Annotated in this window: 25 protein-coding genes and 1 tRNA gene; 22 read left to right on the top strand and 4 right to left on the bottom strand. The window is 40.1% G+C overall.

Translation table 11 applies throughout. The features are described from left to right. Window positions 1-8 precede the first annotated feature (8 nt). From LT143_RS09305 to LT143_RS09250, 12 genes are all read left to right on the top strand, one after another. Window positions 9-953: a nucleoside recognition domain-containing protein gene (locus tag LT143_RS09305; RefSeq protein WP_246942622.1), complete on the top strand. Its 945-nt coding sequence runs from the start codon at window positions 9-11 to the stop codon at window positions 951-953. Continuing rightward, the gene (ppaX, locus tag LT143_RS09300) at window positions 943-1,584 is read left to right on the top strand and encodes a pyrophosphatase PpaX (protein WP_246942619.1); all 642 of its coding nucleotides are present in this window, start codon (window positions 943-945) and stop codon (window positions 1,582-1,584) included. Before LT143_RS09305 ends, ppaX begins: the two co-directional genes overlap by 11 nt. Before the next feature lies 1 nt (window position 1,585). After that, window positions 1,586-2,101 (top strand): acyltransferase, encoded by a 516-nt coding sequence (locus LT143_RS09295; RefSeq protein WP_246942617.1) that lies wholly within the window; start codon window positions 1,586-1,588, stop codon window positions 2,099-2,101. 423 nt (window positions 2,102-2,524) lie between these two features. Next, window positions 2,525-3,691 (top strand): ATP phosphoribosyltransferase regulatory subunit, encoded by a 1,167-nt coding sequence (locus LT143_RS09290; RefSeq protein WP_246942866.1) that lies wholly within the window; start codon window positions 2,525-2,527, stop codon window positions 3,689-3,691. Continuing rightward, on the top strand, window positions 3,691-4,317 hold the full coding sequence (gene hisG / locus LT143_RS09285; protein WP_246942615.1) for an ATP phosphoribosyltransferase: 627 nt from the start codon (window positions 3,691-3,693) through the stop codon (window positions 4,315-4,317). Before LT143_RS09290 ends, hisG begins: the two co-directional genes overlap by 1 nt. A 9-nt stretch (window positions 4,318-4,326) precedes the next feature. Further along, window positions 4,327-5,595, top strand: a complete 1,269-nt coding sequence (gene hisD, locus LT143_RS09280) for a histidinol dehydrogenase (RefSeq protein ID WP_246942612.1) — start codon at window positions 4,327-4,329, stop codon at window positions 5,593-5,595. A 2-nt stretch (window positions 5,596-5,597) separates the two neighbouring features. Then, window positions 5,598-6,191: an imidazoleglycerol-phosphate dehydratase HisB gene (gene hisB / locus LT143_RS09275; RefSeq protein ID WP_246942610.1), complete on the top strand. Its 594-nt coding sequence runs from the start codon at window positions 5,598-5,600 to the stop codon at window positions 6,189-6,191. Continuing rightward, a complete protein-coding gene (gene hisH / locus LT143_RS09270; protein ID WP_246942609.1) occupies window positions 6,192-6,821 on the top strand; it encodes an imidazole glycerol phosphate synthase subunit HisH in 630 nt (209 codons plus the stop codon). It abuts the gene before it with no gap. 1 nt (window position 6,822) lies between these two features. Next, window positions 6,823-7,566, top strand: a complete 744-nt coding sequence (gene hisA / locus LT143_RS09265) for a 1-(5-phosphoribosyl)-5-[(5-phosphoribosylamino)methylideneamino]imidazole-4-carboxamide isomerase (protein ID WP_246942606.1) — start codon at window positions 6,823-6,825, stop codon at window positions 7,564-7,566. After that, entirely contained in the window at window positions 7,556-8,314 is a 759-nt protein-coding gene (gene hisF / locus LT143_RS09260) for an imidazole glycerol phosphate synthase subunit HisF (protein ID WP_246942604.1), read from the top strand. Before hisA ends, hisF begins: the two co-directional genes overlap by 11 nt. Beyond that, a complete protein-coding gene (gene hisIE / locus LT143_RS09255) occupies window positions 8,311-8,943 on the top strand; it encodes a bifunctional phosphoribosyl-AMP cyclohydrolase/phosphoribosyl-ATP diphosphatase HisIE (protein ID WP_246942601.1) in 633 nt (210 codons plus the stop codon). Before hisF ends, hisIE begins: the two co-directional genes overlap by 4 nt. A gap of 150 nt (window positions 8,944-9,093) precedes the next feature. Continuing rightward, window positions 9,094-10,434 (top strand): tetratricopeptide repeat protein, encoded by a 1,341-nt coding sequence (locus LT143_RS09250; protein WP_246942599.1) that lies wholly within the window; start codon window positions 9,094-9,096, stop codon window positions 10,432-10,434. A gap of 55 nt (window positions 10,435-10,489) precedes the next feature. Here LT143_RS09250 and LT143_RS09245 read toward each other — a convergent pair whose 3' ends face one another. Continuing rightward, window positions 10,490-10,858 (bottom strand): protein phosphatase 2C domain-containing protein, encoded by a 369-nt coding sequence (locus tag LT143_RS09245; RefSeq protein ID WP_246942597.1) that lies wholly within the window; start codon window positions 10,856-10,858, stop codon window positions 10,490-10,492. A gap of 247 nt (window positions 10,859-11,105) precedes the next feature. Here LT143_RS09245 and trxB point away from each other — a divergent pair, with 247 nt between their 5' ends. From trxB to LT143_RS09215, 6 genes are all read left to right on the top strand, one after another. After that, window positions 11,106-12,086 (top strand): thioredoxin-disulfide reductase, encoded by a 981-nt coding sequence (gene trxB / locus LT143_RS09240; RefSeq protein WP_272495752.1) that lies wholly within the window; start codon window positions 11,106-11,108, stop codon window positions 12,084-12,086. Window positions 12,087-12,858: 772 nt separating this feature from the next. Next, entirely contained in the window at window positions 12,859-13,317 is a 459-nt protein-coding gene (locus LT143_RS09235) for an NUDIX hydrolase (protein WP_246942592.1), read from the top strand. Window positions 13,318-13,407: 90 nt separating this feature from the next. Further along, on the top strand, window positions 13,408-14,268 hold the full coding sequence (rapZ, locus tag LT143_RS09230; RefSeq protein ID WP_246942865.1) for an RNase adapter RapZ: 861 nt from the start codon (window positions 13,408-13,410) through the stop codon (window positions 14,266-14,268). 1 nt (window position 14,269) lies between these two features. Continuing rightward, window positions 14,270-15,244, top strand: coding sequence for a gluconeogenesis factor YvcK family protein (locus LT143_RS09225; RefSeq protein WP_246942590.1), 975 nt, complete (start codon window positions 14,270-14,272; stop codon window positions 15,242-15,244). A 93-nt stretch (window positions 15,245-15,337) separates the two neighbouring features. After that, window positions 15,338-16,285: a DNA-binding protein WhiA gene (gene whiA / locus LT143_RS09220; RefSeq protein WP_246942589.1), complete on the top strand. Its 948-nt coding sequence runs from the start codon at window positions 15,338-15,340 to the stop codon at window positions 16,283-16,285. Between the two features lie 61 nt (window positions 16,286-16,346). After that, complete coding sequence (locus LT143_RS09215; RefSeq protein ID WP_246942586.1) at window positions 16,347-16,604, top strand: HPr family phosphocarrier protein; 258 nt, start codon at window positions 16,347-16,349, stop codon at window positions 16,602-16,604. 97 nt (window positions 16,605-16,701) lie between these two features. Here LT143_RS09215 and clpP read toward each other — a convergent pair whose 3' ends face one another. Beyond that, a complete protein-coding gene (gene clpP, locus LT143_RS09210) occupies window positions 16,702-17,289 on the bottom strand; it encodes an ATP-dependent Clp endopeptidase proteolytic subunit ClpP (protein ID WP_246942584.1) in 588 nt (195 codons plus the stop codon). Window positions 17,290-17,557: 268 nt separating this feature from the next. Between clpP and LT143_RS09205 the strand changes: the two genes are divergently transcribed. Further along, window positions 17,558-17,633, top strand: a tRNA-Arg gene (locus LT143_RS09205). Between the two features lie 49 nt (window positions 17,634-17,682). Here the strand turns inward: LT143_RS09205 and LT143_RS09200 are convergent. Together LT143_RS09200 and yvfG are read right to left on the bottom strand one after the other, a co-directional pair. Next, window positions 17,683-18,018 carry a DUF3817 domain-containing protein gene (locus tag LT143_RS09200; protein ID WP_246942582.1) on the bottom strand — a complete coding sequence of 112 codons (336 nt, stop codon included), beginning with the start codon at window positions 18,016-18,018 and terminating at the stop codon, window positions 17,683-17,685. Window positions 18,019-18,071: 53 nt separating this feature from the next. Further along, window positions 18,072-18,290: a protein YvfG gene (gene yvfG, locus LT143_RS09195; protein ID WP_246942579.1), complete on the bottom strand. Its 219-nt coding sequence runs from the start codon at window positions 18,288-18,290 to the stop codon at window positions 18,072-18,074. Between the two features lie 158 nt (window positions 18,291-18,448). On the opposite strand from yvfG, the gene rpoN reads away from it, so the two are divergent. The 3 genes from rpoN (at window position 18,449) to LT143_RS09180 (ending at window position 21,213) form a co-directional block, all read left to right on the top strand. Further along, window positions 18,449-19,756: an RNA polymerase factor sigma-54 gene (gene rpoN / locus LT143_RS09190; RefSeq protein ID WP_246942577.1), complete on the top strand. Its 1,308-nt coding sequence runs from the start codon at window positions 18,449-18,451 to the stop codon at window positions 19,754-19,756. Window positions 19,757-19,766: 10 nt separating this feature from the next. After that, on the top strand, window positions 19,767-20,021 hold the full coding sequence (locus tag LT143_RS09185; protein ID WP_246942575.1) for a glutaredoxin family protein: 255 nt from the start codon (window positions 19,767-19,769) through the stop codon (window positions 20,019-20,021). Between the two features lie 172 nt (window positions 20,022-20,193). Next, window positions 20,194-21,213, top strand: coding sequence for a sugar-binding transcriptional regulator (locus LT143_RS09180; protein WP_246942572.1), 1,020 nt, complete (start codon window positions 20,194-20,196; stop codon window positions 21,211-21,213). Window positions 21,214-21,242 lie beyond the last annotated feature (29 nt).

Below are 21,242 nucleotides of genomic sequence, written 5' to 3'. Positions count from 1 at the left end.
AGAGAGCCATGTTAGGGAGTATGAAACGGGGATTTTTTGTAGGGTTATCGACGACTTGGACTCTGGGGAAAGTAATCTTTCCGATTACGATTATCGTCGCTATTTTGCAGTATACTCCCATTTTGCAATGGGTAATAAAAGGTATCGAACCCTTTATGGGCTGGCTTGGATTATCGGGAGATGCTGCAATTCCACTTGTTTTAGGAAACTTTTTGAATTTATATGCAGCTATTGGCGCAATCCTAACATTAGATTTAACCGTAAAAGAAGTATTTATTTTAGCGGTCATGTTATCATTTTCACATAATATGTTTATTGAATCGACAGTTGCCAAACGTGTCGGAGTAAGCATAACACTTACGGTTGCGGTCAGGGTTGGATTAGCATTACTATCAGGCTTTTTTATCAACTTGGTATGGAAGGGTGGAAGTGAGTTAGCCAAGTATGGCTTCATTTCAAAGCAAGAAGAAGTCATTACGGGCTGGCTTCCCATTCTAATGGATGCAGTCTCAAAAGCGTTACTAGGAATTCTTCAATTAGCGCTTATTGTCATACCGCTTATGGTCGTGATCCAGATTTTAAAAGATTTAAAGTGGTTAGATACCTTTTCACGATGGATGTCTCCTTTTACAAGAGCGTTAGGCATGAAGGAAAATACATCAACGACCTTAGCAGCTGGATTATTATTCGGTCTTGCTTACGGGGCAGGAGTTATGATTCAAGCGGCAAAAGAGGATGGCGTCAGTAAAAAGGATTTAACGTTGGCATTCATTTTCCTCGTTTCTTGTCACGCGGTGGTAGAGGATACGTTAATCTTTATCCCACTTGGCATTCCGGTTTTACCATTATTATTGATTCGTTTAGTTGTTGCCATATTATTAACAGTGGTTGTCGCAGTGGTTTGGAATAGGGTACAGCCAGTGGATAGAAAGGAAGCGACCTATGAAGGTTAATACTTTATTATTTGATTTAGACGGTACGTTAATTGATACAAATGAACTGATTATTACTTCTTTTTTACACACATTAGAACAATATTATCCTGGTCAGTATAAGCGTGAGGATGCGATTCAATTTATCGGTCCTCCGTTATATGACACGTTTGTGAAAATTGATGAGAAGCGTGTGGAAGAAATGATCACAACGTATCGTGAGCATAATTTATCTCACCATGATCAGCTTGTTACGGAGTTTGAAGGTGTGTACGAAACGATTGAGCACTTACATAAAAAGGGTTATAAGCTAGGTATTGTCACGACAAAGCTTCGTCATACGGTGAACATGGGACTTAAGCTGACGAAGTTAGACCAGTTTTTTGATGTGGTCGTTACGTTAGATGATGTAGAGAATGCAAAGCCAGATCCAGAACCGATTGTAAAAGCACTTGCCCAGTTAGATGCAAAGCCTGAGGAAACGATTATGGTAGGAGACAATTACCATGATATCGTAGCAGGTCAAAATGCGGGCACGAAAACAGCGGGTGTAGCTTGGTCTTTGAAGGGTGTAGAGTTCCTTCAATCGTATAAACCTGACTACATGCTTGAGAACATGAGAGATGTCCTATCAATCTTAGAGGAGAACTAATGTGAGAAGAACGACACGGTATCCGGTAAAAGGAGCTAATTCTCTTTGGCAGATTTATAAGACGGTTTCTTTTTGGAAGGTTGTTAAAAACTTTATTGTCATCCAAGTCGCGCGATACACTCCTTTTTTACCTGTGAAAAATTGGTTGTATCGTACGTTTCTTGGCATGAAGGTGGGCGACCAAACAGCCTTTGCATTGATGGTCGTTCCAGATATTATGTTTCCTGAAAAAATAAGTGTGGGCAAAAATTCAGTCATAGGATTTAATACGACGATTCTTGCCCATGAATACTTGATAAACGAATATCGGCTTGGTGACGTGGAAATTGGAGATGAAGTGATGATCGGTGCTAACTCCACTATTCTTCCAGGCGTCAAAATCGGTGACGGTGCAACGGTTTCAGCAGCGACCCTCGTGAACCGTGATGTCCCTCCCGGTTCAATGGTCGGTGGCAATCCGATGCGTGTGATTTATACAAAAGAAGAAGTAGAAGCAAGAGAAGCTGCAAACAAGTGAGTTTGCAGCTTTTTAGCTTAGGTAGAAATGGAGATACTAGGTCTATGACAGGGTGATGTAGCTCTCCGATATCATGTATTGCTCAATTTTTTTGTTTTTTGCACCATTTGGCAAGGTTTCTGCACCAAAATAGGAATTTCTGCACGTTTTTATCCAGGTTCTGCACAATTTTTTCAGAATATGCACATTCGTGGCAGCCTTGCACCGAAAATTCCCTTTATGCGTCGTTTTCCAAATATATGCGCCAGCCACATCTAGCAAAAAACAAGCAATCAAAACGGTTGACGACCCTTCAAAGAACATGTAAACTACATATAACTTCATTTCTCTACCATATTAGCGAACTAAAGTGTTTGACGCGCAAACACCTTAAAATATAGAACACCACCAGAAAGGATGTGTAATCTTTTGTCAAAGCGAAAGATGTTTGAGAAGCCGGTTGGAATGAGAGACACATTACCTCATTTATACACATTAAAAAAACAGGCCCGAAATCAAATTAGTAGTGTTATAGAAGGCTACGGATACGAATTTTTAGAAACGCCTACGTTAGAGTACTATGAAACAGTTGGGGAATCATCTGCTATTTTAGATCAGCAATTATTTAAATTAATGGATCAACAAGGGCATACGTTAGTCCTTCGCCCAGACATGACGGCTCCTATTGCAAGACTAGCAGCGTCAAGATTATACACCGGTGGTTATCCACTTCGTCTTGCATATGACACCAATGTATTTCGCGCTCAGCAACGTGAGGGTGGAAGACCAGCAGAATTTGAACAAGTTGGGGTAGAATTAATTGGTGACCGTTCTTCAAGCGCGGATGCAGAAGTCATCACACTGATGATTCACTCTTTATTAAAAGCAGGACTCACTGAATTTACTGTGGCGATTGGCCATATTGGCTTTATAGATGCACTCTTTACGGATGTACTTGGGAATCAAACTAGAGTGAGCGAAATTAAACGCTTCTTATATGAAAAGAACTATGTTGGGTATCGTGAGCATGTAAAAAGCCTGCCATTATCATCCATAGATAAGGATCGACTCCTTTCCATTCTGCAACTTCGTGGAAAGGGCGATATTTTACAAAAAGCAAGTCAACTTGTTCAAAATGAGCAGGCACAGCTTGCAGTCAATCAGCTACAGCAACTCTGGAATGCACTAGATGCGCACGGTGTCACATCTTATGTAAAGCTTGATGTAAACCTAGTGCCGCATATGAGCTACTATACAGGCATCCTATTTGAAGGCTATTCTTCTAAAGTTGGTTATCCAATTTGTAGTGGAGGCCGTTATGATCAGTTGCTAGAAAGGTTTGAACGACAAGCAGATGCGACAGGTTTTGCGATTCGTCTTGATTACCTCTTAGAAGCTCTAAGCGAAACAAGTACCACCAAAGAAGTAGAATGTGTAGTTTTTAGCCAGGAGCGTAGAGTAGAAGCCATTCAATACGCAACAGAACGACGTCAACAAGGAAAACAAGTCGTGTTGCAAGATATAACCGGAGTCTTGGATATTGATTCCTTTACAACGAAATTTAGTGAAGTGACCTATTTCATAGGCACTGCAGGAAAGGAGAAGCAGTAATGAGCACTTTCCTAACGATCGCCATGCCAAAAGGCCGTATTTTTGAAGAAGCGGTTCACCTTATGAGAGAGGCTGGCTTTCCTTTACCAGAAGAATTTGATGAGTCTAGAAAACTTATTTTAGATATAGAAGAAGCAAACATGAGATTTATCTTGGCAAAACCGATGGATGTCGTGACTTATGTGGAACATGGTGTAGCCGACATCGGAATTGCAGGAAAGGATGTCATGATGGAGGAAGCGCGTGACGTCTACGAAGTTCTTGATTTGAAAATCAGTCATTGTTACTTAGCGGTAGCGGGCTTACCAAATACGGTGATACGAGATGTGGCTCCTAAGGTCGCGACAAAGTATCCCAATGTGGCTTCTAGTTATTTCAGGGAACAGGGTGAGCAGGTCGAAATTATTAAATTGAATGGATCAATTGAACTTGCTCCGTTAATTGGATTAGCTGACCGAATCGTTGATATTGTGTCTACTGGTCAAACCCTAAAAGAAAACGGACTAGTCGAGCTTGAAAGAATCGCCGATATCACATCGAGGTTAATCGTCAATCCAGTAAGCTACCGAGTAAAAGATCAAATTATTGATGAGCTTGTTGAAAAGCTGTCCAAGGTCATTGAGTAGAGGTGCTTTATGAACATTATTAAAAATTCAAATACAGCTTCATTAAAAAGAACCATTGAACAAGGTACAAATGAACAGCGATTGGCTGTGCTAGATATTATTACAGAAGTTAGAAAAAATGGCGATGCGGCATTAAAAAGCTTTACGGAGAAGTTTGATCGTGTCAGCTTGGATTCGGTAAAGGTGACGAGAGAAGAAATCACCCAAGCATACGACGAGTTAGATCCGGAGCTATTATCAATCATTCGCGAGGCAGCTGCAAATATTAAAGATTACCATGAACGTCAAAAGCGTGAGTCTTGGATTAAAACCGAAGAAAATGGAACGATACTAGGTCAAAAAATCACTCCTTTAGACTCTGTTGGCGTTTACGTACCAGGAGGCTTAGCGGCATATCCTTCTTCCGTACTAATGAACGTTACGCCTGCATTAGTAGCTGGTGTGAAGCGCATTGTGATGATGTCACCTCCACAGGAAGATGGAACATTGCCAGCTGGGGTGCTAGTCGCTGCGAATGAACTCGGTGTCGAGGAAATTTACAAGGTTGGTGGAGCGCAGGCTATTGCTGCACTTGCTTTTGGAACAGAGAGTATTTCAAAAGTAGATAAAATAGTAGGACCAGGTAATATCTATGTCGCGCTTGCCAAACGTGAAGTGTTTGGACATGTCTCGATTGATATGATTGCAGGACCAAGTGAAATTGTGGTGTTAGCGGATGAAACAGCCATTGCTGCTGAAGTAGCTGCTGATTTATTATCTCAAGCCGAGCATGATGAGCGTGCCTCGAGTGTGCTTGTTACGACTTCAGAAAAACTAGCTAATGAGGTAAAGGAAGAGGTTGAAAAACAACTAGAAACCCTTCCACGTCAAAAGATTGCTAGAGCATCGATTGAGAATTACGGAGCGATTTATGTAACCGATACATTAGAGAATGCAGTGAACCTTGTCAATGAGTTGGCACCAGAGCATTTAGAGGTCATAACAGAAAACCCGATGGATTTGCTCGGTCAAATTCAACATGCTGGCGCGATTTTTCTTGGAAGATACAGCTCGGAACCAGTTGGTGACTATTTTGCAGGCCCGAATCATGTACTGCCAACAAACGGAACAGCAAGGTTTTCAAGCCCACTAAATGTAGATGATTTTATTAAAAAATCTAGTATCATTTCTTATAGTAAAAAAGCGATGCAGAAAAACGGACGAAAGATTGCTGCTTTTGCAAGATTAGAAGGATTAGAAGCACACGCTCGTGCTGTTGAATATCGACTGGAGGATTAATGATGTCAGAATTACGTAAAGCTCTTATTGAACGAAATACGAATGAAACTCAGATCTCACTTGAATTTACAATAGATGGGGAAGGTCAATCAAATCTAGAGACAGGCGTTCCATTTATGTCACATATGCTTGATTTATTTACGAAGCATGGCCAGTTTAATCTGACGGTAGACGCTAAGGGTGATATAGAGGTGGATGATCACCATACAACAGAGGATATTGGCATTTGTTTAGGAATTGCGTTAAAGGAAGCTCTTGGTGATAAGCGTGGAATTAAGCGTTACGGTAATGCTTTTGTTCCAATGGATGAGGCGCTGGCACAAGTAGTGGTGGATTTAAGTAATCGTCCACATCTTGAATTCAGAGCAGAGTTTCCAAGTCAGAAGGTAGGGACATTCGATACCGAGCTTGTTCACGAGTTTCTATGGAAGCTTGCATTAGAAGCAAGAATGAATTTACATGTTATTGTTCACTATGGTCAAAATACGCATCACATTATTGAAGCTATTTTCAAAGCATTAGCGCGTGCATTAGATGAGGCAACAACGGTTGATCCACGTGTTAAAGGAGTTCCGTCCACGAAGGGAATGTTATAGATGATTGGCATTATCGATTATGGAATGGGGAATTTATATAGCGTTAGTAAGGCGCTAGAACGTCTTCAATATGAGTATGTGCTGTCTAGTGATGTAAATGAGCTTGCTCGTGCAAAGGGACTGATCCTCCCGGGTGTCGGGTCATTTCGAGATGCGATGGGAATTTTAAACGAAACGGGACTAGCTGATTTTATCAAAGAACAAGTTGGCAACGGAAAGCCGCTACTTGGTATTTGCCTAGGGATGCAGCTTCTATTTGAAGAAAGTGAAGAGAATGGGGTAACCGATGGCCTTGGATTGTTAAAAGGTCGTGTGACTAGATTCCCAGGTGTAACTTCAACAGGCGAAACGTACAAGGTGCCTCATATGGGCTGGAATCGTTTAACGTTTCATCAAGAGAATCCGTTATTAGCAGAACTTGAAGAGGGACATGTCTATTTTGTTCACTCTTATTATGTAGATACTACAAAAGATGTGTTATTAGCAAGTAGTGAGTACGATGTGCAAGTACCGGCGGTTGTAGGTCAAAAAAATGTCCTTGGCACACAATTTCATCCGGAAAAAAGCGGAGATCTTGGTGTTGCGATGTTAAGGAATTATGCAGCCATTGTAGAGAGAGGAGGATTATAGAATGAGCCAATTTACAGTCTATCCAGCGATTGATATGCGCGGTGGAAAGTGTGTCCGCTTAGTACAAGGGGATTATGATCAAGAAACGGTGTACGGGGATTCACCGTTTGATATGGCTTCTTTATTTTCAAAGCAGGGAGCTAGCTGGATTCACATGGTGGATTTGGATGGAGCCAAGGTTGGGAAGAGAGTGAATGATCAGTATGTTCTTCAAGTGGCGAAGGAGTTGCCATCCAAGGTGCAAATCGGTGGTGGAATCCGGACGAAAGAAGATGTTGCTTATTATCTTGAGAATGGTGTAGATCGTGTCATTTTAGGAAGTGCCGCGATTAAAGACCCTGAGTTTGTAAAAGAGATGCTTCGTACATATGGAGCAAAAATTGCGATTGGCCTTGATGCAAAAGATGGCTATGTGGCGACAGAAGGCTGGCTAGAAACATCCAATGTGAAAGCGACTGACCTTGCACTTGAACTAATCGAGCACGGAGCGGAAACGTTTATTTTTACAGATATCGCAACAGATGGAATGCTGTCTGGTCCCAACGTGGAGGCCGTTAGTGAACTTGCTAGAATCACGGGTAAAAATGTGATTGCTTCTGGTGGAGTTAGTTCTTTAGCAGACTTAGTAAAACTAAAAGAGTTTGCAACAGCTGGAGTTGGTGGAGCGATCGTTGGGAAGGCTCTTTACACGAACCAATTTACAGTGGAAGAGGCTGTTAAAGAGGTGGAAGAGAATGCTCGCTAAACGGATTATCCCATGCTTAGACGTAAAAGAAGGTCGAGTTGTAAAAGGTGTGCAATTTGTTGAGTTGCGAGATGCAGGAGATCCTGTTGAATTAGCCAAATTTTATGATGAAGAAGGCGCAGACGAATTAGTTTTCTTAGATATTTCAGCGTCTCATGAAGGTCGTAAAACAATGGTTGAAGTGGTTGAGCAAGTAGCAGCACAGCTCGCGATTCCTTTTACCGTTGGTGGTGGAATTAACTCGCTTGAAGATATGAAGCGGATTTTACGTGCTGGTGCCGATAAGGTTTCTGTGAACACTGCTGCTCTAGTAAATCCTGATCTAATCAATGAAGGTGCAGACTTCTTTGGTTCTCAGTGTATAGTTTGTGCCATTGATGCTCGTTATGATGAAGAGCTAGGTTCTTGGAGAGTGTACACACACGGTGGTCGCAAGCCAACCGAATGGGAAGTTGTAGAATGGGCAAAGGAAGCCGTTCGACGCGGTGCTGGTGAAATCTTGTTAACAAGCATGGATAAGGACGGAGAAAAGTCAGGCTTTAACCTTGCATTAACAAAGGCAGTTAGTTCAGCAGTAACAGTCCCAGTCATTGCTTCTGGTGGTGCAGGTAATGCCGAGCATTTTGTGGATGCGTTTGAAGAGGGCTTAGCAGATGCGGCTTTAGCTGCCTCTATTTTTCATTACAAAGAAACGTCTGTGAAAGAAGTAAAGCAATATTTACGTGAGAAAGGGGTGACGGTTCGATGAATGTAGATCAAGTCAGATTTGACGAAAAAGGGTTAGTCCCAGCCATTGTACAGGATGCGGTTAGTAAAGAGGTATTAACGTTAGCTTATATGAATGAAGAGTCGCTACAAAAATCTGTAGAGACGGGTGAAACCTGGTTTTACAGTCGTTCCCGACAAGAGCTTTGGCATAAAGGGGCAACATCCGGAAACACCCAAAAAATTGCTTCCATGAAATATGATTGTGATCAAGATGCCATCCTTGTCATGGTGAACCCAGCTGGACCAGCATGTCACACCGGTGCCTATTCATGCTTTAATGAAACACTGTTAAGCGAGCAAAAGGAATCACCAGGCAGTGACAGATTCGCCATTATCAATGAACTCGAACGCGTCATTGCGGCACGTGAAAAAGAACGCCCAGAAGGAGCCTATACGACCTACCTATTCGAAAAGGGAGTCGATAAGATCCTCAAAAAGATTGGTGAAGAAGCGGGCGAAGTTATTATCGCGGCAAAAAACCGTGACCACGAAGAGCTAACCTGGGAAGTGGCTGATTTACTTTATCACCTTCTCGTCCTCCTTCGTGAACAAGAGCTTCCGCTTGACCGAGTTCTACAAGCGCTAGAACAAAGACATCAACAAAAATAACCAAATGGCCACAGTCGCTATTTGGTTTTTCTTTTGTTTCAGCATCGACATTCTTTGACAAAAATCGGGTGGTGACTGGCACTTGTCGGATGTGTTATACTTAGGATTCGATAAAAATGTACGTTTTGGTTTTGTGGAATGGAGGAAGGCATGAGTAAACTAGTTGGAGCAACGAGGGAGAGAGCAGTAGTTATTCCCTTCCACTTAGATGGAGATTTTTTTTACAAGAAGGGCTTGCGTGCCTATCGAAATGGCGATTTTGAGCGGGCCATTCAACTCTTAAAACGTGCTCATGAAATGGAGCCGGAAGAGCCTATTATTCTATGCCAGCTTGCAGCTGTTCTATCTGAAGTTGGGGAATATCAGTTATCAACAGAATACTTACGCATTGTTATTGTTGAACTAGATCCGGAAATGGTCGAATGCTATTACTTTATTGCCAATAATTTTGCTCATCTTGGATTATTCCAAGAGGCGAAACGCAATGCTTTAAGGTATCTAGAATTATGCAATAATAACGGTGAGTTTGTTGAAGAAACGGAAGATTTATTAGAACTATTATACTTAGATAGTGATACGGAAGATGATGAGGATGACTTGATTTTCCTGCAGGACCATGCAAGAGAGCTAATGGACGCAGGTAAATATGCTGAGGCGATTGACATTCTTCATGAGCTGATTGATGGGCATCCGCAGTTTTGGTCAGCGTATAATAACTTAGCTTTATCTCATTTCTATATGGGGAATTCGGAAGAAGCTCTTCTTATTCTAGAGGATATTTTGAAAAAGAACCCAGGTAATCTGCATGCGATGTGTAATAAGGTGGTTATACATTTTTACTTGCGAAACGATGAGGTAGTAAGTGAGCTTGTCAATCATTTGAAGGTAGTTCATCCTATCTTGATGGAGCATCGTTATAAGCTTGGTGCGACGTTTGGGATGGTTGGCAGATTTGACTTAGCTTTTCAGTGGCTTCTTTCCTTAAAGAAGGCAGGGTATGAAGGAGATGCTACGTATTTCTACTGGTTAGCTTACTCCGCTCATCATATGAAGCACGATCAAATAGCCCATTATAGCTGGAAAAAGGTTCTAACTCTTTCACCTGATAAAAAAGGTCATGCACCATGGGAACAGAACCAGCCAAATCCTGATGACGATATTTTTAATCAATACCTTCAATCCAAACAAAGAAACCAAGAAATCATGGCAAAGTCTTCACTTCATCAACAAGGTCTACTTGTAGCTGATCTGTTATATAGTCGATTTGAACATGATCAGCAAATCCTTTCTTCAATCTTATCGCAATGGTTTAACCTATTGCCGCAAATAGGAGAGAAGCAATTAAATAATTCAGCAGCACTTGCAGCTGCTTTAGAATACTTACATTTTGAGAAAGTAGGCAAGTCTACTACCCAGGCTGCTGTTTCTCGTGCATATAATATATCGTCTGCAACAGCGAAGAAGTATATTTCGTTGTTACGATCTTACTAAGAAAAAAAGAGGTGCACTGCGCACCTCTTTTGTCGTTTATTCCAGCAATATTCGGTTATTGATTACTTGCTTTAGTTGCTTCCTCTGAAACATGAACCGTCCATGAAACGATGGTAGTGCTATCTTTTACTTGATTGTCTTGAATTTTATGTAAAAGTGCATGAATACTCTCATCGTCATTTGAGTGATTGAATGTTTGATAAATGTCTTTAGGATGTGCATAGGGAGTATTCGGGCATTCAATCAACCCATCGGTGGTTAAAAACAAACGATTTTTCCCTCTTCTTAACTCCTTTATCCCTAAGCTATAGCAAGGGATCTCTCGCTCAAAAGTATTCACTTGCCCTATCCACTCATAGAAGTGTCTTTGATTTACCTGGTACTGACCTAGTGCAGCTAGTTCCGGATGAAATAAATACACCATACAGTCTCCGACAGAGAACCACTATATATCTCCCCTTTTTTGCATTTCTAGCATTATAATATAAAAATTGTAATAATTGTATAAATTTTCTACATGTTGCAAGTAAATTACTTCTTACCATGGCACGTTCGATTCGTCTATTTCTGTTGCTTCTCGCCCTAATTTGAGCAAATATATGGACGTTTCAGACAGGGTTTTATAGGATAATAGTAGAACAGAACGTTCATATTATGAGTAGGAAACCTTTATGACAGGAAGAGGAGTGAGTAAAATGTCTGAAGAAAAAATTTATGATGTCATTATTATTGGAGCGGGGCCTGCTGGAATGACAGCGGCTGTATATACATCTCGTGCTAACTTAAGTACGTTAATGCTTGAGCGTGGAGTGCCAGGTGGTCAAATGGCTAACACAGAAGAAGTAGAAAACTACCCTGGTTTCGATCACATTCTTGGGCCAGAATTATCAACCAAGATGTTTGATCACGCTAAAAAATTCGGTGCAGAATATGCATACGGAGATATTAAAGAAGTGATCGACGGTAAAGAATATAAGACAGTCATTGCAGGGAAAAAGGAATTCAAAGCAAGAGCGGTTATTATCACAACAGGTGCAGAATATAAGAAAATCGGTGTCCCTGGTGAAAAAGAACTTGGCGGACGTGGCGTTTCTTATTGTGCCGTTTGTGACGGAGCATTCTTTAAAGGAAAAGAGCTTGTTGTAGTAGGTGGTGGAGATTCTGCAGTAGAAGAAGGTGTGTATTTAACACGCTTTGCTTCAAAAGTAACAATCGTTCACCGTCGTGACACGTTAAGAGCGCAGAAGATCCTTCAAGATCGTGCATTTGACAATGAGAAAATTGATTTTATTTGGAATCATACGGTTAAAGAAATCAATGAAAAAGACGGTAAAGTCGGAAGTGTGACACTAGTGAATACAGAATCTGGTGAAGAACAAAACTTCACAGCTGATGGAGTATTCATCTACATTGGGATGCTACCTCTTTCAAAACCATTTGAAAAACTAGGTATTACGAATGAAAATGGTTATATTGAAACGAACGACCGAATGGAAACAAGAGTGGAAGGTATTTTTGCGGCAGGAGATGTTCGTGAAAAGACACTTCGTCAAATCGTAACAGCAACAGGAGACGGTAGTATCGCAGCACAAAGTGCACAGCACTATGTAGAAGAGCTGGTAGAGTCTCTTAAGCAAAAAGTGACAGAGTAAACTTAACAGTTACACGCATATAGATAGTTTTTTACAAAGGTTCTTTTCATAAATATTGTTGCTATGTGTTTATGCTAGTGAAATGGAGCGAAAGACACTTGACTCCTTGAAAATGCATCCGCATTTCCTTCGTGCGTGGGCCCATTCAAAGAAGCAAGTTCAAAGTCCTGCGGGAAAAAGAGAAAAGGTCGAGACCCCGCAGGCGAAGCCGATGTCGAGCTGCAGTGCCCAACTCCGAAGAGTCAAATAACCCTACATTAAGTAAAGGGAAAGACCACCCTTTTCTTAATGCAGGAACATTTGCTTTTCGGAGCTAACCAGGGCACTTCCGCTTTTCAATGAGGAGGCTCGACTTTCTCCCCGGGGAATCTTGTGTCTGTAGCGCAATGGAACGACAGGTTAACTTAATCTAAACTCACTAAACGTAATAATGTTAGAAAAAAAATGTGAAAATTCATTTTAACTTAGTTTAAGAAAACTTCCTTAATAAATCAGTAATCATGTTTTAACCCCACTGTAACACAGGTGAAATATTAATGGGGTATGATAATAGTAAGTAATTGACCCCCTTTTATAGATATACTCTTTGGCACGGGATATCCCGTGCTATTTTTTTATATTTATCTCAATAGTAGCTTACATAATAATTAATGAATGATCTCAATATTTACTATTCCGTTCATTGTTCCATATTTTGAATAATAGTATAATGAAAAGAAGAATATTAGGGTATAAATAATATATTTGCACCGAAGATCATGAGGTGATTCATATGCAAAGAGTAACGAACTGTGTGTTGTTAAAAGGTGACGAAATCCTCCTGTTACAAAAACCGAGTCGGGGCTGGTTTGTAGCACCGGGCGGGAAGATGGAGCAAGGGGAATCGGTACGAGATACGGTTACTCGTGAATTCCGTGAAGAGACCGGAATATTTATTAAAAACCCTGCGTTAAAGGGTGTATTTACGATTGTGATTCAAGACAAGGGAGAAGTCATATCCGAATGGATGATGTTTACTTTCCTCGCGACAGAGTTTGACGGTATAAATGTGGATGAATCTGAGGAAGGGAAGCTATCTTGGCATACTATTGATTCCGTTGCTTCGCTCCCAATGGCACCAGGTGATTATCATATTATTGATTATGTTGCAAAAGGAGCAGGTGTTATATATGGGACTTTCACCTATACACCTGATTTCGAACTATTAGCGTATCGTTTAGACCCAAGTTAAATATACATAGTTCTTTTCGTATCCTAGAAAAGAGACAAATACATAAAGGGGGATGTTCAGTTGAGTACAGGGTCCGTTCAAGATGTTCAAATGGTCATAATAACTGGAATGTCAGGTGCTGGGAAGACAGTTGCCATTCAAAGCTTTGAGGATTTAGGATATTTCTGTGTCGATAACCTACCTCCGACACTTTTACCCAAGTTTTTAGAGTTAATGAAAGAATCGGGTAATAAAATGAATAAAGTTGCTCTTGTGATGGATTTAAGAGGGCGTGAATTTTTCGATAGTTTATTTGAAGCACTTGATGATATCGTTGAAAAATCATGGATTACTCCACAAATACTATTCTTAGATGCAAAAGATGCTGCTCTCGTTACGCGTTACAAAGAAACAAGACGTTCCCACCCACTGGCTCCATCTGGTTTACCACTTGAGGGCATTGGACTTGAGAGAGAATTACTTGAAGAATTGAAGGGAAGAGCCCAGCTCATTTTTGATACATCCGAGTTAAAGCCTAGAGAACTTCGAGAAAAGATTATTAAGCAGTTTGCCGCTCATAGTAAACAAGTGTTTACCGTTAATGTGTTATCGTTTGGTTTTAAGTATGGAATTCCCATTGATGCAGACCTTGTATTTGATGTCCGTTTCCTACCAAATCCCCATTATATTGATCATATGCGACCACAAACAGGGTTGGATGAAGAAGTGTCTACCTATGTATTTAAGTGGAACGAAACCAATAAATTTTTAGAGAAGGTTATTGATTTATTAGCCTTTATGCTACCGCAATATAAGAGAGAAGGAAAAAGTCAGCTCGTTATAGCGATTGGTTGTACAGGTGGTCAACACCGTTCCGTTGCATTAGCTGAAAAAATTTCCCAGCACTTTGGCTCAGATTACCGGACACATGTTAGCCATCGTGACATCGAGAGGAGAAAGGAAAGTCGATGACATGAAAAATAGACAACCACGAATTGTCATCATAGGAGGCGGAACAGGGTTACCAGTCCTTTTACGTGGATTAAAGGAATACCCGGTCCATCTCACAGCCATCGTGACAGTCGCCGACGATGGAGGGAGTTCCGGACGATTAAGAGATGAACTCCATATTCCTCCTCCGGGCGATGTGCGAAATGTGCTTGCTGCACTTTCTGAAGTTGAGCCACTGATTGTAGAGTTGTTTCAACACCGATTCCAAAATGGAGGAGGTTTGTCGGGACATGCTCTTGGAAATCTGTTGCTCGCAGCGCTGACCGATATCACGGGTGATTTTATGCATGCTATTCGTGAAATGGGTAAGGTTATGAATGTAAAGGGTAAAGTACTACCGGCAGCCAATCGCAGCATCGTTCTTCACGCTGAAATGGAAGATGGAACGATTGTTTCAGGAGAGTCCAAAATTCCTTATTCCGGTAAACGAATAAAAAAGGTATTTTTAACGCCTGAAAATATTGAGCCATTAGACGAAACAGTTCGTGAAATTAGAAAAGCAGATATGCTTGTCATTGGCCCAGGAAGTCTCTATACAAGTATCCTTCCTAATTTACTCGTGCCACGAATTGGAGAAGAAGTTTCCCGTTCAAAAGCAAAAAAGGTTTACGTCTGCAATGTAATGACTCAAGCCGGTGAAACCTTGGATTATACAGCAAGCGACCATGTCGCAGCACTTTATAATCATATAGGTCCTTCTTGTATTGATACCATCCTCGTGAATGATGAAGAAATTCCTGAGTCCATACAAGCCCTGTATGCAAAAGAGTTAGCCAAACCGGTAATTTATGACACAATGAAATTAACTTCTTTAGGTTTAGACATTATTCATGATAAAATAATAAATTATAACGAAGAGGTCATTAGACATGATACGAATAAAGTAGCCTCTTTATTATATAAATTATTAAATCAGTATGAGACCATAAATGAATAGTACTTTCACCTAACTAAAGGCAAAAGTGTTAGAAAGCAGCCTTATTCATATGCTAATGAATGGGATGGTTCATTGGGTTAAGGGGGTGAAGAGTTGTCATTCGCATCAGAAACAAAGAAGGAACTGACAAATCTTCAGGTGAAGGATTGTTGCGGGAAAGCTGAGTTGGCTGCCCTGATTAGAATGAATGGATCAATTTCCTTTTCAAATAAACAATTATCGCTAGATGTTCAGACCGAAAATGCAGCCATTGCGAGGCGAATCTACACATTATTAAAAAAATACTATGATGATGTAGTCGTCGAACTTCTTGTCCGTAAGAAAATGCGTTTGAAAAAGAACAATGTTTACATTGTTCGTCTAGTAAAGAACGCTAGGGGAATCTTAGAGGACTTAGATATTCTAAATGAAGGCTTTGAGTTCATTAGAGAAATTTCCCCTGTCATCGTTAAGAAGAAATGTTGTAAACGTTCGTACTTACGAGGTGCCTTTCTTGCAGGAGGGTCTGTTAATAATCCAGAGACTTCCTCTTACCATTTAGAGATTTTTTCACTTTATCAAATTCATAATGAATCACTTTGTGAATTAATGAACGTGTTTAATCTGAATAGTAAGACATTAGAGCGTAAGAAAGGGTACATTACGTACTTAAAGGAAGCGGAGAAAATTACAGAATTTCTGAATATCATTGGTGCTCATCAAGCTTTGCTTCGTTTTGAAGATGTTCGAATTGTACGCGACATGAGGAATTCGGTTAACCGTCTTGTTAACTGTGAAACCGCTAACTTAAACAAAACAATCGGTGCAGCGATTAGACAGGTGGAGAATATAAAGTTTATTGATCGAACTGTCGGCCTTCAAGTTCTGCCAGATAAGCTACGAGAAATTGCTCAACTCCGGGTCGCCTATCAAGATGTAACGTTGAAGGAACTTGGTGAAATGGTATCGGGTGGCACAATAAGTAAATCAGGGATTAATCATCGTCTTCGAAAAATAGATGAAATAGCAGATAAAATTCGTGCAGGAGAGGCAACTACTTAAGTCTGTTCCGGTAGATGATAAGTAATACACTTAGAGGGAATAAATAAGGAGGAAAAGAACAATGGTTGAGAAAAAAGTAGAAGTTAAATTAAAATCAGGCTTACAAGCACGTCCAGCTGCTATGTTTGTACAAGAGGCAAATCGTTTTGCTGCTGATATTTTCTTAGAGAAGGATGGCAAAAAGGTAAACGCAAAGAGTATTATGGGTCTGATGAGTTTAGCGGTTGGATCAGGTGCAGAAGTCGTACTTTCTGCTGTAGGTAATGATGAGCAAGCAGCACTTGAGGCATTAGAGAAATTCGTCAATCAATCGATCTAAAAGTAGAATGGCCATGAAGCCATTCTATTTTTTTTATTTTTACCCCGGAGCGGTTCACCAATCAAAAAAGTGAGGAGCTACACTCCTCACTTCATCATTACTTATTATCTTTTGCTAAAACTTGATCAACTAATCCATATTCTAATGCTTTTTCAGCTGTCATGAAGTTGTCACGCTCTGTATCACGCTCAATCACTTCAATTGGTTGACCAGTACGTTCTGCTAGAATTTCGTTAAGTTTAGAGCGTAAGAAAAGGATACGCTTTGCAGCGATTTCGATTTCTGTTGCTTGACCTTGTGCTCCACCTAGTGGTTGGTGAATCATTACTTCACTGTTTGGTAGGGCATAACGCTTTCCTTTTTCACCAGCAGCTAGAAGGAATGCTCCCATGGATGCAGCCATACCGATACAAATAGTCGAAACCTTAGGCTTGATAAATTGCATCGTGTCATAAATAGCCATACCAGCTGTAATAGAACCACCTGGGCTGTTAATGTATAATGAGATATCCTTATCTGGATCTTCTGCAGCTAAAAATAATAACTGAGATACAATTGAGTTTGCCACATTATCATCAATAGCAGAACCTAACATAATAATTCTGTCTTTTAAAAGACGGGAATAGATATCGTATGCTCTTTCACCGCGATTTGTTTGTTCAATAACCGTTGGAATTAAATTCATCGTGAAATCCTCCTTAAAAAGTAATCAATAGTCTATGTATTTATCATACAGCTAAGGTCAATGAAGGTCAAACAAAAGCCCTTTGCATTATATGTATTCATCATGACAATCAATCATGCCTTCGCTACCATATTCAGCATAACCAAATTGTATCCATTTCTAACATAAAACTAGAAATAATTAACATAGAAGAATCCTTGCCAGTATAAACCTACTTGAAATGTCATATATTCTTTCATATAATAAGTAAGTCTCACTATTTAAATATGCGCTCGTAGCTCAGTCGGATAGAGCGGTGGTTTCCGGTACCACGTCTGCCGGGGGTTCGAATCCCTCCGAGCGCGTCTAATAGAAAAATGCTCAGAGTATACTCTGAGCATTTTTTACATTGGCTTACATTTCTTTATGGTTCTTATTCTTTACAATCATAATCGGCTCATCAATCGTTTGTAAACGCTTGTCTAAAATGAACGTACCAAAAGGAACGAGTGAGGCAATGACTGCACCAACTCCGAACCAAAATGACTGTCGGTATGCAAAGAATACATGAGCAAGAGCAAACAGAAATAAGACAAAGAATAGTCCGTGAATGCCACCGGTGATCGTCACGGCAAGTGGAAAATCAGCCATATATTTTAATGGCATGGCAATCCCAAGTAGAATTAAATAAGAAAGACCCTCAATGAAACCAATGAGGCGAAGACGTCCGATTGGGTTTGTTAGTGTCATAATAACCTCCAAAAGTGATATACCTTATTATATGATAGAAAGACAAACTATAGTTAGAATTCTTGAGATTTTATCGTGGTGTAGGCTTCGTCTAGATTTCGAATTCGTTGAAGTGTTTCAGACGTTGCTGTTAATTTTTCAGTCACTAGTGTGGATACAATAGAGCGATAGTAGCTGTTCATTGCATCCACACGTTCATTGAACTCAGCATGTAATTCTACATGTTTTCGTAAATGCTCCGTAAAATAGTCAACAGAAAAAATATCAGTCATGATAAACCTCCTTCATTTATAAATCTTCCTAGGGTTAGTTGTTCTTACGAAGGGTAATGATCAATATTGTGTTCGTTTCGCTTACATTTTAGCTAATAACCGGAATATCATTCTATTATGTGCCTATGTATTGTAAAATAGAGATGAGGTGATAAGACATGAAGACAGGATTAGTTCAGCAACAAACGACGAAGTTATCGTTAACGAAAGAATTAAGACAGGCTATTACTTTGCTTCAATATACTTCTTTTGAGCTGACAACCTATTTGAATGATCTTTCTTTAGAAAACCCTTTCATTGATCTTCATGAGCCTACTTATTCACCTACTCAACATCATCGCAAAAAAGTAAGATCAAGTGATCAACAGATCGATTATGATATCGCAGCACCGGATGCGCCAACTCTGGAAGAGTATATTCAATCACAACTAATACTGCATCCGATTCCTATAGGGTTTCAACAAACCATTCTTTTTCTCATACAAAACTTTGATGAGCAAGGGTATTTACGATACCCCATAGAGGAGTTATGTTTTTCATCCTCCTATTCTACGGAAGAGCTCGTTCAAGCTCTATATTATATACAATCAGAATTAGAACCAGTCGGCATTGGAGCGGGTAGTCTTCAAGAGTCTTTACTCATTCAGCTGAGAAGGAAATATCCTAAAGCCATCGTGGCACAAAAGATTGTGGAGCAATACTTCACACAATTGGCAGAACGGAAATGGGATCTTATTAGTAAAGCACTTAAAGTATCAACGGCTGACATAAAAACAGCTCTCGAACTTATTCAAACGCTTAATCCACGACCTGCTTCAGAGTATAAAAAGGCAGAAATCAGTTATATTGTGCCCGATTTGTTTCTAGAAAAACATCATGGTCAGTATAAAATCTTCATGAATGAACGATCCTATGCATCTTTTTCTATTAATAAAGACTATCTTTCTTTGAAAAATGAAAGGATCGACCAAGATTCTGCTAATTACTTGAAATTAAAATATCAGGAAGCTAGTTGGGTGAAACAAAGTGTTGAACAACGGAAACGAACGATGGTAAAAGTAACGGAAGCAATTGTTACGAGGCAAAGGCAATTTTTTGATAAGGGTGTATCTTATCTACAGCCACTGACATTAAGAGATATTGCTGAAGAGGTCGATATGCATGAGTCAACGATTAGTCGGACAGTAAGGGGAAAGTTCTTACAAACTCCTTCTGGTGTGTATGAGCTTAAATATTTCTTTCAATCTAAAGTGAGATCAACAAATGAGCAGGAGATCTCATCTGTCAGAGTAAAGGAGTTACTATCTGATATCATTAAAAAGGAAAATAAACAGCAGCCGTTATCAGATCAAAAAATCTCGGAGATGTTAAAGAGGGACCACCAGCTAAAAGTATCGAGAAGAACAGTGGCAAAATACCGTGAGCAACTAAATATTCCATCTTCCTCAAGTCGAAAACATATGTAAGGAGTCATCCATGAAAGAATACGTTTTAACATTTTACACTAAAGAGAATTGCCCTTTATGCGAAAAAGCAAAGGCAGTAATAGAAGAGCTTTCAGAAGAATTCCCGTTGAAAATGATTGAGAAAGACATTTATAAAGATGATCAATTACTCGAACTTTATCAACTGATGATTCCAGTGCTTGAGCTTAACGGAGAGCAGATTGGGTACGGTTTAATCCGAAAAGATGAAGTAAGAAGTGAGTTGACTAGACTTATTTCTCATTAAAGCTATTACTATTTTTAAAATGGGCTAACTGCCAGTTGAATCATGCTTTTATTCCTGTTACAATGAAAAATGTAGCAGGGATAAATTTTTTTGCGCTAAGTGGGACATATTAAGTCTATGAGGGACGTTATGAGTCCCGTTTAGAAAAGTATTCCTATTAGGAGTTGGAAAGATGAAATCCTTATTAGAAGTTCAAAAGAAATTATTACCTGATCTTCTTTCCATTATGCAAAAACGGTACCGAATTCTTCAGTACATTCGCTTGACTGAGCCGATCGGTAGAAGGGCGTTAGCGGGGGCACTGGACATAACCGAAAGAGTTCTTCGTGCTGAAGTAGACTTTCTGAAAGAACAAGGTCTTCTTTCCATGGCGACGGCCGGCATGAGTTTGACAGATGAAGGGCAAACGGTACTTCATGAGCTAGAGGAAATGATGAAAGAAGTAACCGGACTTAAATCGCTAGAAAGTGAATTACAAAAGCTCCTGAATGTAAAAAGGGTAATAGTCGTAGCAGGAGATAGCGATGTCTCACCATTCGTGAAACAAGAAATGGGAAGAGCGACAGTCGCTTGTATGAAGGAGTACATGGAAGAACAGTCGATTATCGCAGTCACTGGTGGAACCACTCTAGCAGCTGTAGCTGAAAGAATGAGCCCAGATCCTAAGCATAGGGATATCTTATTTGTACCAGCAAGAGGCGGTCTCGGTGAGCAGGTAGAAAATCAGGCTAATACGATTTGTGCCAAAATGGCAGAAAAGGCAATGGGACATTATCGTCTCCTTCATGTTCCAGGACAACTCAGTAATGAAGCCTACCAATCTTTAATAGAAGAACCTTCTGTTAAGGAAGTACTACACCAAATTAAATCTGCCCGCATGGTCATTCATGGTATTGGAGATGCTATTACCATGGCGGAGCGCCGAAAAACATCGGCCCAAGAGATTACATCTATTAAAGAAGAAGAGGCAGTTGCAGAAGCATTTGGCTATTACTTTAATCGAGAAGGACACGTAGTACATAAAGTGAAAACAATCGGCATACAACTCGATGATCTAAAGAATGCTAAATGTGTGATTGCGGTCGCGGGTGGCGCTTCAAAAGCTGAAGCAATACGAGCTTTTATGAAGCAAGGGCAAGACACGATTATCGTGACTGATGAAGGTGTAGCAAAACAGTTAGTAAAGGGTTAACCCTTACCAATAATAAATCACTATTTTTC

Origin of the sequence: Bacillus pinisoli, from assembly GCF_023036475.1 — a bacterium.
Lineage (GTDB): Bacteria > Bacillota > Bacilli > Bacillales > SA4 > Bacillus_BS > Bacillus_BS pinisoli.
This window is presented reverse-complemented; position numbering and strand designations above follow the sequence as displayed.

Coding starts and splice junctions, on each gene's coding strand:
- LT143_RS09185 (WP_246942575.1), top strand. CDS start 19,767: ATGAAAGAATACGTTTTAACATTTTACACTAAAGAGAATTGCCCTTTA.
- LT143_RS09215 (WP_246942586.1), top strand. CDS start 16,347: ATGGTTGAGAAAAAAGTAGAAGTTAAATTAAAATCAGGCTTACAAGCA.
- hisG (WP_246942615.1), top strand. CDS start 3,691: ATGAGCACTTTCCTAACGATCGCCATGCCAAAAGGCCGTATTTTTGAA.
- LT143_RS09200 (WP_246942582.1), bottom strand. CDS start 18,018: ATGACACTAACAAACCCAATCGGACGTCTTCGCCTCATTGGTTTCATT.
- LT143_RS09235 (WP_246942592.1), top strand. CDS start 12,859: ATGCAAAGAGTAACGAACTGTGTGTTGTTAAAAGGTGACGAAATCCTC.
- hisA (WP_246942606.1), top strand. CDS start 6,823: ATGAGCCAATTTACAGTCTATCCAGCGATTGATATGCGCGGTGGAAAG.
- LT143_RS09225 (WP_246942590.1), top strand. CDS start 14,270: ATGAAAAATAGACAACCACGAATTGTCATCATAGGAGGCGGAACAGGG.
- ppaX (WP_246942619.1), top strand. CDS start 943: ATGAAGGTTAATACTTTATTATTTGATTTAGACGGTACGTTAATTGAT.
- hisD (WP_246942612.1), top strand. CDS start 4,327: ATGAACATTATTAAAAATTCAAATACAGCTTCATTAAAAAGAACCATT.
- yvfG (WP_246942579.1), bottom strand. CDS start 18,290: ATGACTGATATTTTTTCTGTTGACTATTTTACGGAGCATTTACGAAAA.
- LT143_RS09290 (WP_246942866.1), top strand. CDS start 2,525: ATGTTTGAGAAGCCGGTTGGAATGAGAGACACATTACCTCATTTATAC.
- hisF (WP_246942604.1), top strand. CDS start 7,556: ATGCTCGCTAAACGGATTATCCCATGCTTAGACGTAAAAGAAGGTCGA.
- rpoN (WP_246942577.1), top strand. CDS start 18,449: ATGAAGACAGGATTAGTTCAGCAACAAACGACGAAGTTATCGTTAACG.
- hisIE (WP_246942601.1), top strand. CDS start 8,311: ATGAATGTAGATCAAGTCAGATTTGACGAAAAAGGGTTAGTCCCAGCC.
- LT143_RS09250 (WP_246942599.1), top strand. CDS start 9,094: ATGAGTAAACTAGTTGGAGCAACGAGGGAGAGAGCAGTAGTTATTCCC.
- clpP (WP_246942584.1), bottom strand. CDS start 17,289: ATGAATTTAATTCCAACGGTTATTGAACAAACAAATCGCGGTGAAAGA.
- rapZ (WP_246942865.1), top strand. CDS start 13,408: ATGGTCATAATAACTGGAATGTCAGGTGCTGGGAAGACAGTTGCCATT.
- hisH (WP_246942609.1), top strand. CDS start 6,192: ATGATTGGCATTATCGATTATGGAATGGGGAATTTATATAGCGTTAGT.
- LT143_RS09305 (WP_246942622.1), top strand. CDS start 9: ATGTTAGGGAGTATGAAACGGGGATTTTTTGTAGGGTTATCGACGACT.
- LT143_RS09245 (WP_246942597.1), bottom strand. CDS start 10,858: ATGGTGTATTTATTTCATCCGGAACTAGCTGCACTAGGTCAGTACCAG.
- hisB (WP_246942610.1), top strand. CDS start 5,598: ATGTCAGAATTACGTAAAGCTCTTATTGAACGAAATACGAATGAAACT.
- LT143_RS09180 (WP_246942572.1), top strand. CDS start 20,194: ATGAAATCCTTATTAGAAGTTCAAAAGAAATTATTACCTGATCTTCTT.
- trxB (WP_272495752.1), top strand. CDS start 11,106: ATGACAGGAAGAGGAGTGAGTAAAATGTCTGAAGAAAAAATTTATGAT.